The following is a 17,548-nucleotide window of genomic DNA, read 5'->3' on the forward strand; positions in this document are numbered from 1 at the left end:
TGCGAACCCATCTTAAACGGTTGACCCGCAAGACTATCTGCTTCTCAAAGTCAGAAGAAATGCACGATAAGATCATCGGATGGTATCTGACGATCAATCATTACCACTAAATCTGCGTCACGACCCTTTTATCTACCAATTCTTCAGCGGATTAAAAGAGCGTTTTATTGAAGAACAGCAAAAAAGCCAATCCACGCCAAAAACCATTCTCAAATTTATTGCCTCCGGATTACTGCTACTGATTTTTTACGGTGCATTAAGCTACGGCCCTATCGCTTTCGTTGGCCTGTTTTTGCTGATTTTTATTATTTCCTGGCTGAAACCCACCACTAAAGGCCAGTTTTTTAAGTTACAGCAAATCTTACCCACATCGAAAATTCGTTCACTGGCCATGGGGCTGGTTGAAGTTGAAGGGAAAGTATCGTCATCAAAGCAGGTCGCCGCCCCGCTCAGTAAAGAAAAGTGTATTGCTTATTACTATACAATACATGAAGTCAGCCGGGACTCAGATGGTGATAAGCACTATCGCCTGATCTCCACTTCAGAAGAGTATCTGCCGTTTGAAATCACAGATGATACCGGAACGGTTTCTATTGTACCGGAAGGTCTGGAACTGGTGAGTTTTTCTCCTTCCGCCGAACAGGAGTATGGTGGCCGTAGTTATACGGAGTATGCATTGTTTAATAATGACAAAATGATGTTGATTGGTGCAGCCAGTGAGCAAAACAATCAGGTCGTTATTGTTAAAGACCGGATAAAAAATATTCTGGCTATATCTCCCGTGACCAAGGTGTCCATGTGGAATAAAAGCCGCCCATTGGTAAATACCGTGCTGGTGTTTTGTGGTACTACCGCTTTTCTGATCGCTATCATATTAACCATCCCCTATACCTTTGATGGTCACACGCTAACGCTAAACTTTTGGCAGTCGCCGTTTTTCAGTTGGCTAAAACCATAACAGGATGAATGAAATGAATTCACTGATTGCATTGGTTATTGTTGTGGTGCTGGCTCTACTGGTCGTTCGCTATCTGGTGGTGCTGTATAACAAAATCGTGATGCTCAAAAATTATGTGGAAAAGTCTTTTGCCAATATTGATGTATTACTGAAACAGCGGATCGATGAGATCCCTGAACTGATTAAAGTGGCAGAAAAGGTAATGACACACCAAAGCGAGTTGTTTATTCAGTTAGCTCAATTACGCGACCGCTATTTGAACAGCCGAAAAACGGAAGAAAAGGTTCAGGTGACGAACCAAACCGATACGTTACTCAACCAGGTTTTTATGCTGGCGGAAAACTACCCGGAATTAAAATCCATTCACAGTCTGGTCGCATTACAACAGCGGATCTCTCTGCTGGAAAACCGCATCGCCGATCGTCGGGAGTTTTTTAACCAGAGCGTCATGTTATATAACATTGGCATTCAGGAGTTTCCCAATATCATTCTGGCCAAACTGCTGGGCTACCAAACCCGTTCATTATTGAATATCACTGAGGGAGAGAAACAATATGATGGAATTACCCTTTGAGCTGTTTGGTTTTACCCAATTTATTGAAAATGAACCGGCGAGGATGGCATTTGTTGCCTCGTTTGGTGTACTGATAGCGGCTTTTATTATTGCGCTATTTATTCGCCTTCCACTCTTAAAAACTTTTTTCGGCATTATTGCCGGAGGATTGGCTTTGGCGCTGTTTCCCGGATTTATTGTCTGTATGATTTTTGCTTTTTCCGGCATTGCCGGTATGCATATCTTCTTCTCCTGGATAGTGAATGTTATCTCTTGTACGGTGTTTGTGATGTTTAATCACCCGAGGTTGACGGGCATGGTAGGTGATTTAACGCTGGTAAAAGACAACGGCACTAAAAAGCGTACATCAAAGAAAAAGAAATCGCGGTAACTATCCCAATTTCATCCCATTGATTTTAAAACTTGAAATACCGTTTCAATTCGTCCAGCATGTGCGACTACAGCCATAGCATTACCGTCTTATATGACCGTTAAACAGGAACATCGCCGTGCAGGACAAAAGCGTATTCTTCACCCAAAAACATGCGGCTGCTTTTTGCTGTCTGCTTTAGGGAAGCGCCTATCCGGCAATTAAGCTACTGAAAAAGAATATTTTCCAGTGGAAATATGCGGTGGCATTAGTGCTGGTCTGCACCGGTATTTATCTGGTGAATCGGGTGAAAAAAATCACCTGAAGTGCAAAGCTGATTTCTTCTGCCAGTCGGTTTCTAATTCACGTACAATGCCCCCATTGTGGTTCAGTTAACTGAGCCTGACGTTTCACCTTCTGCAATGGTAGCTGACCCCACTATGACGCCATCTAAAAAGCCGTTTCCGACGCAAAAATCAGAATTACACCCGCATAACCTGCATCGCCAACGCTATGATTTTCCTGCGCTGATGGCCAGTTGCCCTGAACTTGCCCCTTTTGTTTCGCCCAATAAGTATGGCGATCTATCGGTCAATTTTTCCGATCCTGCGGCAGTCAAAATGTTGAATAAAGCGCTGCTAAAACACTTTTACCATATCGAACAGTGGGATATTCCGGCAGGCTACCTTTGCCCGCCGATTCCCGGTCGGGCCGACTATATTCACTATCTGGCAGATATTCTGGCACAAAATAATGGCGGACAAATTCCACGGGGTAATTCAGTTCATGCGCTGGATATCGGCGTTGGAGCTAACGCCATCTATCCAATTATTGGTCATATCAGCTATGGCTGGAAATTTGTAGGTACCGATATCGATCCGGTATCGGTCAGCAGCGCCAAACTGATTGCAGAAGCCAACCGTAACCTTTCGAAAGCACTGGATATCCGCCTGCAAAAAGAAGCCGGGCGTATTTTCAGCGGCATAATCAAACCCACTGACCGGTTTGATATAACCCTGTGTAATCCCCCGTTCCACGCTTCCGCTCAGGAGGCCGAAGCGGTTAACCTGAAAAAACAGCGCAATTTAGGCCATCTGAAAAATGACGATAAGCCGGTACTTAACTTTGGCGGTAAGAATCATGAGCTCTGGTGTGAAGGGGGAGAAGAACAGTTTGTACGTCAAATGGCACAGGAAAGCGCAACTTTTGCCCGACAGTGCCTGTGGTTTACTACACTGGTATCTAAAAAAACCACCTTACCAATTTTGTATCATGCCCTGCGTTATGCGGGAGCCACTGAGATAAAAACCATCGATATGGCCTAGGGGCAGAAAGCCAGCCGTATTGTGGCATGGACTTTCTTATCCAATGAACAGCAGGAACAATGGGCCGTCACCCACTGGAAAAAGGCCTGATGTAATCAAGGCTGACGTTGCCAGATTTGCAGCATCAGCCGATAAGTATATATTTTAATCTATCAATGATTATCAACCCGGAGCGTATCATGTTAAAAGGCAGTTGCCTGTGCGGCGCAGTAACTTATCAATTAGATGAACCCATTAATCAGCTCTTTTTCTGTCACTGCTCTAAGTGTCGTAAAGCAACGGGAACGGCGTTTAATTCCGCTGCTTTGATTCATTCTGACAAATTCACTTTGCTAACCGGCAAAGCGAGTTTAAAAAGCTTTTCGTCTACTCCGGGAGTTCATCGTATTTTCTGTGGTGAGTGCGGCTCTCCACTTTACAGCGCCAGAGATAATCAACCCGAAGCCTATCGTCTGCGAATAGGTACGCTGGACACACACATTAATCCGGCAGAGAAGATGCATATTTTCACCGCTTCAAAAGCGGAATGGGAAGATCTCTGTGACGATAATCCCAAGTTTGAAGAACGCCCTTAAAGATGACGTTCAGGGGCAATGCCCCTGAATCGATTTTTGTTCCATTGATTATTACAAAACGCCTGTTTTGTTTTAAAACGTGATGTCCCCCAAATTTCTGCCCCTGTTCTTGCCATTTCTTTGCTGGTCAAAGCCTGAATAATCCTCTAATGTAAATTTATTGTTACAAATCTGAGCTATTTCATCACAGAGGAAACGTTATGTTGAGTATGTTAAGAAAAGGCAGTGTGCGATATCTGATCTTAGCTTTTCTGCTGTTCTGGCAGGGAACATTAGCTGCGAAAGTCGTCTCCTACGGTGTTGAAGAGGATATCTTCCACCCGGTGTATGCAAAAAACGGGATGGTTTCTTCCGTTAATAGCACTGCAACTCAGGTAGGAGTCGAGGTACTGAAACAGGGGGGTAATGCTGTCGATGCCGCTGTGGCTATTGGCTATACGCTGGCGGTTACTCATCCGCAGGCCGGAAATATTGGCGGCGGTGGCTTTATGCTTATTCGTACCAAAGATGGCAAAACAACCGCTATCGATTTCCGGGAAATGGCACCGTCAAAAGCGACGCGGGATATGTTTCTGGATGAAAAAGGTAACGCTGACAGCAAAAAATCACTCACCAGCCATCTGGCGTCAGGGGTTCCTGGTACCGTTGCCGGTTTTGCTTTAGCCAATGAGAAATATGGCTCAATACCCGTGGCAGAACTATTAAAGCCTGCCATTAAGCTGGCAAAAGAGGGCTTTGTGGTAAATGATGCGCTGGCAGATGATTTAGCGGTTTATGGTCAGGAAGTTCTGCTTGATAACCCTAATAGCCGCGCCATCTTTATTAAACCGGATGGTACTCCGTGGAAAAAGGGTGATACGCTGGTTCAGGCCGATCTGGCAAACAGCCTGAGTATGATCGCCGCTGACGGTCCCGCCGCTTTTTATCAGGGCAAGATTGCCGATGAAATAGCCGACGAGATGGCAAAAAATGGCGGTCTGATTACCAAACAGGATTTGGCCGCGTATAAAGCCGTTGAGCGCACGCCGGTTTCCGGTACCTATAAGGGCTATGAAATTTACTCAATGCCAGCCCCTTCTTCGGGCGGTATTCATATTATTCAGATTCTGAATATTCTGGAAAACTTCGATCTGAAAGCCATGGGGCAAAACAGCGCTGATGCTATTCACGTTATGTCAGAAGCGATGAAGTATGCTTATGCCGACCGTTCAGAATATCTGGGCGATCCGGACTTCGTTAAAGTACCGGTTAGCGCGCTGACCAGTAAGAAATATGCTAAACAGTTAGCTTCACAGATTCATCTCGATAAGGCTAATCCATCCAGCACGATCAAGCCGGGCAAGCTGGAGCCATATGAGAGTGACCAAACCACTCACTACTCGGTAGTTGACTCTCAGGGTAATGCCGTTGCGGTGACCTATACCCTGAATACTAACTTTGGTAGCGGTATTGTGGCGGGAAAAAGCGGTATTTTGCTGAATAACCAAATGGACGACTTTTCCGCCAAGCCGGGTGTTCCCAACGTTTATGGTTTAATCGGTGGCGAAGCCAACGCGGTTCAGGCCGGTAAACGTCCGCTGTCGTCTATGTCACCAACCATCGTGACTCAGGACGGCAAAGTGGTTCTGGTAACGGGTAGTCCGGGGGGTAGCCGTATCATTACGACGGTATTACAGATTGTTCTTAATACCATCGAATTCAATATGAATATCGCCGAAGCGACTAACGCACCGCGAATTCACCATCAGTGGCTGCCGGAAGAGATTCGGGTTGAGAAAGGCATCAGTACTGACACTATTAAGCTGTTAGAGAAAAAGGGCCATAAAGTCAGCGTTAAACCAACAATGGGCAGCACACAGAGTATTATTGTTACGCCAGAAGGGCTGTTTGGGGCAGCGGACCCGAGGTCTAAGGATGATTTAGCGGCGGGGTATTAAGTAATATTTCGATCGGAAGATCATCTGCACTTGATTCTGGTGTTCGGCGGGCTAAGCCCGCCGATTGATATTTTACTATTGGCTGCTGTGGGTATTTCGGCCGTAAACACGGTGTTGCTCATATTATCTTTGTGCTCGGCCGGAAGACCATTTGTACTCTAGTTCAGAGAGCTTCAGGCCAGCGCTAGCGCTGTTCAAACAGGCGAAGCCTGTTTGTCGTTGGCTTACGCCAAGTCGACCCCCACGGCGGTCTCTCCCTCCGATTGGCAATGCTAACTACCTGTCAGATGATTCATTCAGGCATTTATTATTATATTTTGCCCTTTGCCCTTTGCCCTTTGCCCTTTGCCCTTTGCCCTTTGCCCTTTGCCCTTTGCCCTTTGCCCTTTGCCCTTTGCCCTTTGCCCTTCAGGTTAAAGCATCCGAATGTTGCCTCAGCCAATAAAAAAGTAGCACGACCAACATGAATGTTGGTCGAGGCGCAGCGACGTCGGACAAAATTGTAGGAGCAATTTTGAACAGCACAAAGTGCTGGCCCAAAGGGCCGAGCCTCATGGATGAGGCGAGTACTCCGGCTCTGCGCCGGTGCGTCATTTTTTTGCTGACTGAGGTTGCCGCCGCAACGCGGCGGTCAACAATCGGCTGCGCAGGCGCGGGGAGTGCAGAGGGGCGTTCGCCCCAACGCCCCTTTGCTCGACGCAAGCTCCACCGCCAAGACAAACACAACACTTAAAGCGGCGAAACTTACACCAGACCAAACATTCAAACCTCAACGCTAAAACACCACCCAAAGCATCAATGTATATCCGGTCGATACTCAAACCCGCTCTCAGCCTGTGCATCACTAAACGTCTTCAGCTTTCTCTTTTTATTAAACAGGCTGTTAATCAGCGAATTGGGTACCACTTCGATGCCGTTATTAAAATCTTCCACATTCTGGTTAAAGATGCGGATAGCAGCACCAATATTCTCCTGCTGTTCTGAAATTTCAGCCATTAGATTGTTATATAAAGATGATGCCTTCAGGTCCGGGTAGTTTTCTGCTACGGCATACAGCCCGCTTAACAGGCTGCTGGTTTTAGTCCGGGTTTCTGACAGCATTGCCAGATCCATATCTTCAGTATTCAGACGATTCAGGGAAGTGCGCAGCTCAGTCACCTTGGCCATAATGGATGACTCATACTGGCTGTACTGGGCAGCAATCTTTTCCAGATCGGGAATAATATTGTTCTTTTGCCGTTCCTGAACCACGACATCGGCCCAGGCACGGGCGACGGCGTTCATGCGGCTAACGATACCGTTATAAATCACGATACCAATAACAATCACCAGTACGATGATGCCTAAAGGGATCCATAGTTCTAACATTATGAAGTTTTCCTGAAGTTACTGTCTGAATAGACCATTAAAGTTTCAATATGCGCTAATGCTGCTTTTAGCTTTGGTAGTTCGTTATGCTGCCTGATTAACTGAATAAAATCATCAGGGGCATTAAAATCGCTGCTTCTTTCCAGCGTAATTACGTTGCTGTCCCTGAAGGACATGCAGAGTTCAGCCTGTGAATTGAATTCAAAATTCAGCTCACTCAACGTGGCTGAAATTTCCTCACAGGCAAGCACCAGAGCAGGCTTAAGAAATTTTGCTGCAGTCATTTCGCTATCGCCAACCACACGATAAAGCTTATTAAAGCGATTAGAGGCGGGCTTATAGATGGAGCCAGACAACCCGCTCACCGATTTACCAACCAAAGCTAAACTGCTGACGTAATTAAAGAGTAAATAGATGCCATAGCGGTCGTAATGATCGTAGGTTGTATGAGTTCTGGGCCGCCCTTTGCTGTCAGTGGTTACCGTGGTTCGCTTATCCACATAGTGGAAATGGTAAAAATGATAATCAAAGGCGTGATCTTTTCCCTGATAATGCCCCTGATACAATGCCTTAATCTCTTGTGAGTAGTTGCCCCGATTAAACTCGTGAAACCGTGACATTAATTCGCCCACGGCCTCTTCCGGTTCAACAGCGACCTGTCGCAGACCGTTATCAAACAGTAAATCCTGTTGAAACAGCTCATCCGCCAGTTTGTTAATAGAACCGTTTTTACGCCAGCTCCAAACCATCATGGCGATCGCCGTAATTGCCAGTAGCACCAGCAAAATGGTGGTACCGCTACTCAGATGACGATACTGATACCATTGAACACCCGCGATAATAAAACCAGCCAGCACGGCAACAATAGCCACCGCATAGCGCTTACCGTGGTTAAATTTTAACGGTCCGCCAAAAGCCTTAACCTGCTCAATGGCATCAATCAGTTGCTGTTGATCCTGCGCGACACTTACTTTCTCTTTTACCGAAGTTAAAAGCGCGCTCAGTTTTTGATTATGGGTTTTAGGTTCAACCATATGGAATGGTTACATCCTTGTCATATTGGCCAATATCCTGGCTATCATACCCTATTTTCCACCACACATTATCATCAACCATCACATCCGGTAGCGACTCCTCATATCAGGATGCCTTGGCCAGTAACGCCATATAAACCGCATCGCGAATATCTTCAATAAACTCCCCAAACAGCCCTTCCGGAGCAGTATTGGTCATCACCACCACGCTGAGATCCTGTTCAAAATCGATAAACCAGCTATGGCCGTATACGCCTCCCCAACCGATAGTACCCGGCGACTGTGGAGAGTTAGCTAACAGTGGATCTCTTAACACCTGCCAGCTGGAAGCAAACCCCCAACCAGGGTTGAACTCCAGCTCTCCAGCCCGATCGGTTAATAACTGGTTTAGCGTCTGCTTACCAAACAGTGGATGGCCTCCGGTCCTGAACACCTGTAATAGCCGCTCAACATCTTCTGTTGTTCCCACCATACCGGCCCCACCAGAAAAAAACTCCGTGCTCTCCAGCGCCCTGCCGGGAGAAAAATGGATGCCGCCAGCAATACCGGCTTCAGGATCCACCAGCCATTCATCGGCTTCCATTCTTCTTGGCTTTGGTGAACTGTTGACATAAGGCACCGCAAGCCGTTCCGGTTCAGAAACCATAAACCCGCTCTCGGTGATCCCCAGTGGTTCCGTGACCAGTTGATGAATCACCTCCGCCAGATTAGTGCCACACACCTGCGCAATCACTGCCCCCAACACATCCGTTGCCACTGAATATTGCATTGATGTTCCCGGTGGGTATAGCAACGGCACGCTGGCTATACGTTGCAGATTTTCCTCCAGCGTTAATCCGGAAATATCCAGCCCATCTGAAACCCCCAACTGATGATAAGGGCCATCAGGTTCTTCAGAAAAACCATAATTTAACCCAGCAGAGTGAGAGAGCAGATGGGCAATAGTAATATCGGGTTGGCTACCATCCGGTAAAGATGGCGTAAAATCAGGCAACCACTTAGTAACAGGATCGCTCAGTTCAATTTTCCCTTGCTCCAGCAGCACGCCTGCCGCTGCCGTAACAAAAGGTTTAGTGACCGATGATAAACGAAACAATGTATCCATCATCATCAGGATCCGGTTTTCCCGATCGGCATATCCGGCTGCCCGTTGATATAACCGTTTTCCACACTGTGAAACTAATACCACTGTACCAACAATAGTTGGCGTCAGGCCCGCTTCTGGCTGAATGGCTTCCTCAATGACTTTATCTAAAGAACGCTGCATAGTCGTATCCTCGTTGGCGGGGTATTAAGCCGGGTAATTCATCTCGGAATATATCTATTTTAGGTTACTCACCACAGCTCTGCAGAAGTTGTTCTACAATCCTCTGGGCATAAATCGCTTGTTCACCGGAGGTTTCAGCCTGAGTCTGATTACTTACTGTATCAATAAAATGGCGAATCGCCCCGTCAAAACCGCGCTGCTCGAGGGTGGTTTGCCAGCCAGGAGCCGGTAATTCAATGATTCCCTGAGCGCTTTCATTTTGCCAACGGCGCATATCATCAACCTGAAAAACCGCTCCGGAAGCGATTGCCTGTACGCTTTCTCGCTGGCTACCCGCCTGTCGATGCATACTGGTAGTCACAATAAGATTGCCACAGCGGAAGTGATGTTCAGCATACAGCATCTGTTTTTCCTGGTTTACCTGCAACTGTTCACTCATCAGTTTAGCGTCCTGACCAGCCAACCAGAGGGCTGTATCTACAACATGCAGATAATCATCCAACATGGTAAAACGTACATCATTTGGTCCTACGCTATTGGTTCGGTGTTTATCCATACGTAAAGAACAAGCTTGAGCCATATGCTGTTTAAGCTGCTGATACAGCGGTGCAAAACGTCGGTTAAAACCAACCATTAAGGTTTTTTGCTGTCGGTGAGCCAGTTCAATCAATTGCTCTGACTGCTCCAGAGTTTCCGCCAGCGGCTTATCAACATAAACATGTACCCCCAGTTTTAACAGTTCACTAACCACCTGAAAGTGGCTGGCGGTACTGCTGTGAACCAAAACCGCATCACAGTGACGAGCCAGTTCAGACAAGCTGGAAAAGCACGAAATACGGTAGCTGTCACAAATCACTTTAGCCTTTTGCTGATTTGGCGAAAACGCCCCAACCAGCGCCCAGTTTTCACTCCGGCTGAGTATCGGTAAGTAAGCTTTTTGAGCAATACCGCCTAACCCGGCAACACCAATGCGTAATTGAGACATCATCTCTCCAGAGAATAAAAAGTTTCTGATATTGTTTAGTTTATATGAAGCAGGTAAGGTTCCCTCATCAATTCCTGTCATCACATTGATTATAAAACGATCCCACTATTTAAAATGATAGATAAATCAATACCTTCTTCTGAAATAAAAGAACAGTACCTGACAGATCTGGCTGAACAGACTGACGATCCGACCTATATGCTGGCACTCACCGACTTCTATCTGACAGAGCAACATCAGCCGCAAAAGCTTTGGTACTGGCTGAATAAACTGTTAGCAAAAGATTACCTGCCCGCCAGTCTGGTACAGGCACAGCTGTACTTATCGGGTAACACCGTGCAGCAAGATTTGGATAAAGCCGCCGAAATATTCAGGCAACTGGTAGAACGTTATGGTCAACGTGAAGATATCGAAGATAACCTCCATCAGTTAGCATTTTGCCACCTTTCTCTGGCGCGGATATCTCACACCCAACACCATACCGCTCTTATGCTGATGCACTACTTCTATGCTTTACAGTTTGATAGTGTGGAAGCAGCGGAAGACTTAGCCGCTATGTTCTCGCCGGATCGGGCGGAAAACTCACAGATGACAGGGTATCTGGCGATACGACAGTGCGTTTTCTTAACGTTAAGCGCCGTATTTTTACAGCAGCAAAGCGACAACAGTAATGATGAACAACAGCAGCAAAGATTGTTGCAATATTATGCGAAAAGAAAGAACCAGATACTGGAGAACATCACCCGTTATCAGTTAACTTCCTCTCAACGTGACGACATTCGCCAGCGAGTGAATCAGTGGAACAAGGGTGAACATCAATATTTGATGGAAGAAGTTGTTAGCTATATCAATAGCTGACAAGGATTATATATTATGAATAAAGAGGAATATTCGGGGATAACTACCCCCGAAATAGAAGATATATTAATTAACCATCGGTCACCATATAGGCATACAGTTGACCGTCTTCGGCCATACCCAGTAAGGTCTGGTCATTACCTGTGGCATAGTAATCTTCAATAACAATTGCTGGTGTTGAATCACCTTCAAGAATTACATTCAGATTATCGCCATTACGCTGGAGCGTTATATTCTCTGGTGCAAAGTTATCATCTTCATTTTTCAGAACATATTTACTTCCCGGTTGGATTTTTATCTTGATAGTTTTTTGGGCATTAAGAGAAATAACTTGAGAGGTACTGCTTCCTGAATTCACTAATAAACTGGCGTTCTTACTCATGTGGATAGCTCCGTTAGACTGTGTTCGTTTACCCGAAATTAGCGTTTATCTAATAATGATGTGTTGTTACCATCGTTTAGATGCAGCAAACGCGAACAACATATTTGTTTTTCGCGTCATTTATACGGGGTGTGGGAATATAATAGTTGTGTTGTTTTTTGTTTTCGCTGTCTGATAACGGATAGGGGATTTCTGAATGAATTTTAAAGTTGTTTTTTTTATTTTTTGGAGATCGTTTATATAAGGTTTAAATATAGTTTTTCTATATTAATATAAATTATGTTAATTAATTTTATTTATTACATTGATTTTACTTGTATTTGTTCTTTGTTGATAATTTTTTTAACGATTTATTGGGGTTTTTAATGTATGGTTTTTTATGTAATGAATATATATTTAAGTTAATGTTAATTGGGTTGTTGTCTTTTAAAGGATACCTGTTGGCTATTGATAATGAATAAAAAGACCCGATGGTAGTTACCCTATCTGATATCAGATAGTAGTCAAAGTGACTGATAAAGAGGTAGGGATAAATAAACACGATTTATTCATTTTTAATATCGTTAAATAATTACTCAGAAAGTTATTAAATGGATACATTTAAACCAAATTTTTTAGCCAGGAAACCAGTAGATAATGTGAATCTGCTGATTGCCTGACATCGCCCGATGGCTAATTCAGTTAATGGGCTCGAATGATCGGGGAGTCAGGTGAATCAGAGTGAACCTCCGTCCATTTTCCTCACTGACAGCCGGGTGGGTATCCCGATAGGCTTTAAGGAATTAGCTGAAGAATCCATTCGTTGGATACCATTTATCGTCTTTCTTGATGACTGGCATATCGATATGTAATTCCAGCTCTTTATTTTTTTGGGTTTCGCCCAGTCGGCTAAACAGGCTATCGTCATAATCAATTGCAAGCGGGCATATATAATAAGGATCTGTTGCTACCTCACATTCACCAAGTGTTTTTTCAGTGCTGCTAAAACGCTCTGAATAATCATTGGATGATCGCAATTTGCCACCACTATCGGCTCTGCTATTGAAGGTACTGGTTGTTCCGAACGGGTTGATGGTGCTCCGAAGTCGGTGGAATATCAGCTACCGGCAATGGAGCAATAGATTCAGAACGCTGAGGTGTAGAAGCAGGATTATTCGTCTTGCTGCATTTATTTACCCAGCTAATTAACATCATAAATATAATAAAGGGCAACAGTTTACCCTTTATAAATCCTCTCTTTTTCTTTGGCTGATTGACTGTTCCTGGTGGTGGCTGCTGAACCACTACCGGTTCACTGGCTTCTCGCTGTATCGAGTGCTGGGTTGCCGCATGGTCGGCTTGCTCTTGAGCAATTCCCTGTTCCACCAGCCATAAGAAAAGGCGGTAAGAGGTATTAAATTTAAGATTATTATTGCTTAAAAGCAGCGAGCGGGCGGCAACAAACTGTTGGTCATCAATAAAATTGGTATTGTGAAGCTGAGTCAGCAAATCGATATGTTGCTGTTGCTGAGGGCTAACGCGGTTTTCTGGTTGAGTGATTCTGGCCGAGAGTTGTGCCGCTGATGGTGTTGTTTCAGAAGCTCTCTCTTCTGGCAGTGCGTCAATAATTTTGTTATTTAGCAACCAGGTGATAGCACTTGATTCATTGTCAAAGCTGTTGGCCGTTCCGGATAACAGGCAGGCCGTTGCTTTTCGTCTTTCCTGATCGGTAATTACGTTTTGACTGGCGAGTTCTTCTAATAACGCGATCTGTTTATCGATGGAGAGTGCCATAATTGAGCTGAAAATTCCCTGTCTGTTTTCCTGATAGTTTGTTATAGCATTTTTTAGGCTACTTTGGTGTAGTGAACCCCACTAACTCCGGTAATGCCATAGGGATAAGTGCACACTTTTCACTGTCTGCCAGCCAGCTTTCAATATGCTGAATGGGCAAATTAGTGCTGATAGCCCAGGCAATATCCTGATGGCGGCTGGTAATGCAAAACAGCTCGGGCTGGAAGTCTGCAAATAGCTTTTTCTCTTGTGGCATAACCTGAATTTGCTTCATCTGCCAGACGCCTTTAGCGGAGAGTTTTAGTACTGATTCTCTCAGGGTCCAGAGTTGCCAGAAACCGTCGGTCTGTTTTGACTCCGGTAAGTTTCTCAACCACTGATATTCATTATCACTGAAACTGTATTGTGCTAATTCCATCAGTTTTCTTCTGGGGCGAATGTGTTCTACATCCAGCCCTATTCGAGCGTTTTGTGTCAGCGCCACCATAATGTATTCACCGCTGTGGCTGATATTAAAATCAGGCAATCCGGCATCAATAAATATTGGGCGTCCATTATCTGAGGTAAGGACAGCAGGAAGTTCGGAGCAGCCCAACTGATGGAACATCAACTCGGCCAACAGCCAACGACCTGAAATAAATTGCTGGCGACGCTTAGGGTTAAACTGTTCCCCTTGTTGCCGTATGGATAGCGGAAGCCGCGATTGCATCGATGGCAGCCATTCCTCATTCGGTAGGCGTAGCGTGGCGATGGTAATTTTCGTTGAGTTTAGATTCATTGTGTCATGATAGGCTTGCGGAATTGTACTGTCAAAAAGCCATAAAGATTTCAGGTCAGTAATGCGTTTGTTCTTGAAATAGCTTTGGTTTATCGAGTTATTCCATAAAATTTAATTAGTTATCGTAAAACGATATTTTTCCTCAGTAGCTAAATGGTAAAGTATTGCAGTATTATTCAGGCAGGTAATAATCAGGACATATGAATAACTATTGATAGTTAGTTCAGAGATATATTAATGGAGAGCAGATAGCATGAATATGAAAAGAATAAAGTCATTGCTGCTGGGTGTGCTGGCAGTTGCGCTTATTGCAGGTTGTAGTACCCGAGTCGCCCGTAATGTGAACTCAGATATTAATGGTGCTTTTGTTATGCCTCAAGTAGAAAAAGCGATTATTGATTCAGGCAGAGCGCAGCACTGGGAAATGAAAAAGATGCGTGACGGGTTGATTATCGGCAAGCTGGTCACTGATGATAGTTTGGCAGAAATCCGTATTCCTTATACATTAGCTAATTATTCAATTGAATATGTTGGTAGTCAGAATCTGAATTCTGGCACTGATAAAGTACCAAGTGGTTACAACGATTGGGTATCCGATCTGAATAAAGAAATTCAAAACCGTTTATTAGCGCAGCAACAACTTTATAATAAATAAGATAATTTAACGGATAGTTATTTAATAACTATCCATTATCATTTTTTCTCCTGATGGTTTTCTCCCTTTTAAATTATCCTTCTGTTTTTTCGTGTGTTTTTATTAACCAAACGAATACATTGGACGACGTTATTCTGTCTGTAATAATGGCTAAATATTTACCATATTGAATCGGCTATCCGGATGGTTCGGATTTTTATTCTGAGGGAGTACAATCACCACACCCTCAGAAAAAGAACAGAAAGGAATCTTAATGCAGCATTATCAGAAGCCTCGTTGGATGCGTGATTTACTCCGCTTTCTACCACTGAAAAGCCAGTTTGTGCTTTCTGGTAATGTTCGGGATCTTCAGGCCAGCGAAATTACTCCCGAAGTAGTGACCCCTCTCCCCTTTAATCATGCGTTACATAATGCGCTAAGAGAGGCGGGCTATCGGCATATCATTGTGTTTAATCCGCTCAATGGTTTTTCGCCAATGGTACCACCGGGGGAGGATCCGGTTCCCACGCAGAAGTTACTCAGTCAGCTTGGTCTTAACGTGGTTGAGGGGCGCGTTAGCGGTGGGATCGATCTGTTGAGCAGTACGCTGGAGAGATTAATTGAACTACCGGGAGAGCCGGTTGCGTTGATTGTCGATTTTGCCTCTTGTCTGATTAACCACCGGGATAACCTTTCTCCTGTAGAACATAACCTGTTTACCCGTGCGCTGGTGCTTTCCCATCAGGCTCGTGCGCGCCCCTGTGGTGAACAGCGTCAGGCTTTCTTTAATACTGTACTGTGGGTGGTGGAAAAAGAGGGTGATTTACCTGACTGGTTTCTGATCAATAATCCGCGTATTCGCCATATCCCGGTTGCTAAACCGGATCGCATTGCCCGTCGGGCATTAGCACCAGCGCTGCTGCGTTCATTACCGGGGCAGCCTGAAGATATCGCAATGCAAGAAAAAATCGCGCAGGATTTTGTTGATGAAACCGAAGGGTTATTGCTGCTGGATATGAATGCCATTGCTCAACTGGCTCGTATTGAGGGCGTTAGTCAGGAGCGAATCAGCGATGCGGTTCGCCGTTATAAAGTCGGTATCACTGAAGATCCGTGGTTAAAAATTGAAAAAGATAAAATTCGTAGCGCCGGAACTATCATTCAAAAACGGGTGAAGGGGCAGACTCACGCCGTTACCCATATGCTGGACATTATTAAGCGAGCTGTAACCGGGGTCGGTGGCGGAAAGCAGGGGGGAAGACCGCGGGGCGTGGTATTTCTGGCCGGGCCTACCGGGGTGGGGAAAACTGAACTGGCGAAAACCGTTACTCAATTGCTGTTTGGTGATGAAAGTGCCTACATCCGCTTTGATATGTCAGAATTTAGCGCGGAACATGCAGACCAACGCCTGATTGGTGCACCGCCGGGTTATATTGGTTATAACGTTGGCGGTGAATTAACTAACGCCATTCGGGAAAAGCCGTTTAGCGTCGTGCTGTTTGATGAGATAGAAAAAGCTCACCCACGGCTGATGGATAAATTTCTACAGATTATTGATGATGGTGTACTGACTTCCGGTCGTGGCGATAGGGTCTATTTTTCTGAAGCGCTGATTATTTTTACCTCCAATCTGGGCATTTACCGTTTGGATAGTGGCGGCGAACGGGTTGCTAACGTGCGGCCAGAAGAACCCTTTGAAACGGTACAAAAAAATGTCAAAGCAGAAATTGAGCGCCACTTTAAGCTGGTGCTCAATCGTCCTGAACTGCTTAACCGTATTGGGGAAAATATAATTGTCTTTGATTTTATTCGTCCCGATGTGGCAGAGCAGATATTCAGTCAGATGGTGGAGAATACGCTGGAAGGGTTAACCAAGCTTGATTTGACGGTAACCATCAGCGAGACAGCGTTACATGCCTTACGCCAACTCTGTCTGGCGGATTTATCTAACGGTGGACGGGGGATTCGTAACCATCTGGAAGCGCATTTGGTTAATCCTCTTTCCCGAGCCCTGTTTGATATGGATGCCCAGCCGGGAGATAGCTACCAGATAGCAGGTTTACTCACCGGCGAATCAACACAATTAGCACTGACTAAGCAGGGACAGCCGTTCTGATGGTCGTTGGCCTGTCGCGTTTGCATTTTCCGGTCACTACGCTGGGGCCGGGAAAACGTATTGGTATTTGGTTTCAGGGGTGCTCGATTCGTTGTGCTGGCTGCCTCTCACCAGAAACCTGGCGCTTTACTCGCGACAAGATAGCCATTGATACGTTGATAGAACAGATAGCGCCTTGGTATTCACAGGCGGATGGCATCATCATTTCCGGAGGCGAGCCCTTCGACCAGCCTGAAGCATTAAGTGCACTGTTATGCGCTATTCGCCAGGATTTTCACGGCGACGTTCTGGTGTTTAGCGGCTATTCATTGGCGGCAATTGGTACGCATCTTAATGCGATGCATGGGCTGATTGATGCACTGGTTTCCGGCCCCTTTGAGCAGCATAGCCCACAGACTATGAGGCTTAGAGGCAGTGATAATCAGGTTTTACACCGGTTGACGGAGTCAGGAAAGACAAACTTTCGTGACTTTGATCGGCCGTTAAATGATGAAGAAAAAGTACTGGATATGACTATTGATGGGCAGGGTGTTGTTAACCTGATAGGTATTCCCCGTCGCGATGATATGACTCGTTTACAGGCGATTCTTCAACAGCAGGGGCATCATTTCGCCCCCATCACTAAATAACCCGGT

At 45.3% G+C, this 17,548-nt stretch carries 19 protein-coding genes and 1 pseudogene; 11 read left to right on the forward strand and 9 right to left on the reverse strand.

Translation table 11 applies throughout. The features are described 5' to 3' along the window. From LPW36_RS06545 to ggt, 7 genes and pseudogenes are all read left to right on the forward strand, one after another. Positions 1–110: IS1 family transposase (locus LPW36_RS06545; protein ID WP_230608631.1), on the forward strand; the 110-nt coding region annotated here is incomplete at its 5' end. Next, on the forward strand, positions 80–958 hold the full coding sequence (locus tag LPW36_RS06550; RefSeq protein WP_230608709.1) for a hypothetical protein: 879 nt from the start codon (positions 80–82) through the stop codon (positions 956–958). The genes LPW36_RS06545 and LPW36_RS06550, both read left to right, overlap by 31 nt. Before the next feature lie 13 nt (positions 959–971). Beyond that, positions 972–1,532 (forward strand): LemA family protein, encoded by a 561-nt coding sequence (locus tag LPW36_RS06555; protein ID WP_230608710.1) that lies wholly within the window; start codon positions 972–974, stop codon positions 1,530–1,532. Next, the gene (locus LPW36_RS06560) at positions 1,513–1,902 is read left to right on the forward strand and encodes a hypothetical protein (RefSeq protein ID WP_230608711.1); all 390 of its coding nucleotides are present in this window, start codon (positions 1,513–1,515) and stop codon (positions 1,900–1,902) included. Before LPW36_RS06555 ends, LPW36_RS06560 begins: the two co-directional genes overlap by 20 nt. 419 nt (positions 1,903–2,321) lie before the next feature. Beyond that, positions 2,322–3,296, forward strand: a pseudogene (rlmF, locus tag LPW36_RS06565) (23S rRNA (adenine(1618)-N(6))-methyltransferase RlmF). 89 nt (positions 3,297–3,385) lie between these two features. After that, on the forward strand, positions 3,386–3,781 hold the full coding sequence (locus tag LPW36_RS06570; protein WP_230608712.1) for a GFA family protein: 396 nt from the start codon (positions 3,386–3,388) through the stop codon (positions 3,779–3,781). 209 nt (positions 3,782–3,990) lie between these two features. Beyond that, positions 3,991–5,718 (forward strand): gamma-glutamyltransferase, encoded by a 1,728-nt coding sequence (ggt, locus tag LPW36_RS06575; RefSeq protein ID WP_230608774.1) that lies wholly within the window; start codon positions 3,991–3,993, stop codon positions 5,716–5,718. Positions 5,719–6,028: 310 nt separating this feature from the next. Here ggt and LPW36_RS18075 read toward each other — a convergent pair whose 3' ends face one another. From LPW36_RS18075 to LPW36_RS06595, 5 genes are all read right to left on the reverse strand, one after another. Beyond that, positions 6,029–6,277: a DUF1540 domain-containing protein gene (locus LPW36_RS18075; RefSeq protein ID WP_476738493.1), complete on the reverse strand. Its 249-nt coding sequence runs from the start codon at positions 6,275–6,277 to the stop codon at positions 6,029–6,031. A 236-nt stretch (positions 6,278–6,513) separates the two neighbouring features. After that, entirely contained in the window at positions 6,514–7,086 is a 573-nt protein-coding gene (locus tag LPW36_RS06580) for a LemA family protein (RefSeq protein WP_230608713.1), read from the reverse strand. Further along, positions 7,086–8,120 carry a hypothetical protein gene (locus LPW36_RS06585; protein ID WP_230608714.1) on the reverse strand — a complete coding sequence of 345 codons (1,035 nt, stop codon included), beginning with the start codon at positions 8,118–8,120 and terminating at the stop codon, positions 7,086–7,088. The genes LPW36_RS06580 and LPW36_RS06585 overlap by 1 nt, the downstream gene beginning before the upstream one ends. Positions 8,121–8,226: 106 nt before the next feature. Next, entirely contained in the window at positions 8,227–9,387 is a 1,161-nt protein-coding gene (locus LPW36_RS06590) for a serine hydrolase domain-containing protein (protein WP_230608715.1), read from the reverse strand. Positions 9,388–9,451: 64 nt separating this feature from the next. Then, the gene (locus LPW36_RS06595) at positions 9,452–10,372 is read right to left on the reverse strand and encodes a Gfo/Idh/MocA family protein (protein WP_230608716.1); all 921 of its coding nucleotides are present in this window, start codon (positions 10,370–10,372) and stop codon (positions 9,452–9,454) included. Between the two features lie 114 nt (positions 10,373–10,486). On the opposite strand from LPW36_RS06595, the gene LPW36_RS06600 reads away from it, so the two are divergent. Next, entirely contained in the window at positions 10,487–11,230 is a 744-nt protein-coding gene (locus LPW36_RS06600; protein WP_230608717.1) for a hypothetical protein, read from the forward strand. A gap of 70 nt (positions 11,231–11,300) precedes the next feature. Here LPW36_RS06600 and LPW36_RS06605 read toward each other — a convergent pair whose 3' ends face one another. The 4 genes from LPW36_RS06605 to LPW36_RS06620 all read right to left on the reverse strand — a co-directional run bounded on the left by LPW36_RS06605 (position 11,301) and on the right by LPW36_RS06620 (position 14,094). Continuing rightward, the gene (locus tag LPW36_RS06605) at positions 11,301–11,612 is read right to left on the reverse strand and encodes a hypothetical protein (RefSeq protein ID WP_230608718.1); all 312 of its coding nucleotides are present in this window, start codon (positions 11,610–11,612) and stop codon (positions 11,301–11,303) included. Positions 11,613–12,394: 782 nt separating this feature from the next. Beyond that, a complete protein-coding gene (locus LPW36_RS06610; protein ID WP_230608719.1) occupies positions 12,395–12,628 on the reverse strand; it encodes a hypothetical protein in 234 nt (77 codons plus the stop codon). A 22-nt stretch (positions 12,629–12,650) separates the two neighbouring features. Further along, the gene (locus tag LPW36_RS06615) at positions 12,651–13,385 is read right to left on the reverse strand and encodes a hypothetical protein (protein WP_230608720.1); all 735 of its coding nucleotides are present in this window, start codon (positions 13,383–13,385) and stop codon (positions 12,651–12,653) included. Between the two features lie 58 nt (positions 13,386–13,443). Then, on the reverse strand, positions 13,444–14,094 hold the full coding sequence (locus LPW36_RS06620) for a 4'-phosphopantetheinyl transferase family protein (RefSeq protein ID WP_230608721.1): 651 nt from the start codon (positions 14,092–14,094) through the stop codon (positions 13,444–13,446). 322 nt (positions 14,095–14,416) lie between these two features. On the opposite strand from LPW36_RS06620, the gene LPW36_RS06625 reads away from it, so the two are divergent. The 3 genes from LPW36_RS06625 (at position 14,417) to LPW36_RS06635 (ending at position 17,542) form a co-directional block, all read left to right on the forward strand. After that, positions 14,417–14,818, forward strand: coding sequence for a hypothetical protein (locus LPW36_RS06625; protein ID WP_230608722.1), 402 nt, complete (start codon positions 14,417–14,419; stop codon positions 14,816–14,818). A 253-nt stretch (positions 14,819–15,071) separates the two neighbouring features. Beyond that, complete coding sequence (locus LPW36_RS06630) at positions 15,072–16,913, forward strand: AAA family ATPase (protein ID WP_230608723.1); 1,842 nt, start codon at positions 15,072–15,074, stop codon at positions 16,911–16,913. Continuing rightward, positions 16,913–17,542 (forward strand): 4Fe-4S single cluster domain-containing protein, encoded by a 630-nt coding sequence (locus LPW36_RS06635; protein WP_230608724.1) that lies wholly within the window; start codon positions 16,913–16,915, stop codon positions 17,540–17,542. Before LPW36_RS06630 ends, LPW36_RS06635 begins: the two co-directional genes overlap by 1 nt. Positions 17,543–17,548 lie beyond the last annotated feature (6 nt).

Source organism: Limnobaculum eriocheiris (assembly GCF_021010575.1).
Classification (GTDB): domain Bacteria; phylum Pseudomonadota; class Gammaproteobacteria; order Enterobacterales; family Enterobacteriaceae; genus Limnobaculum; species Limnobaculum eriocheiris.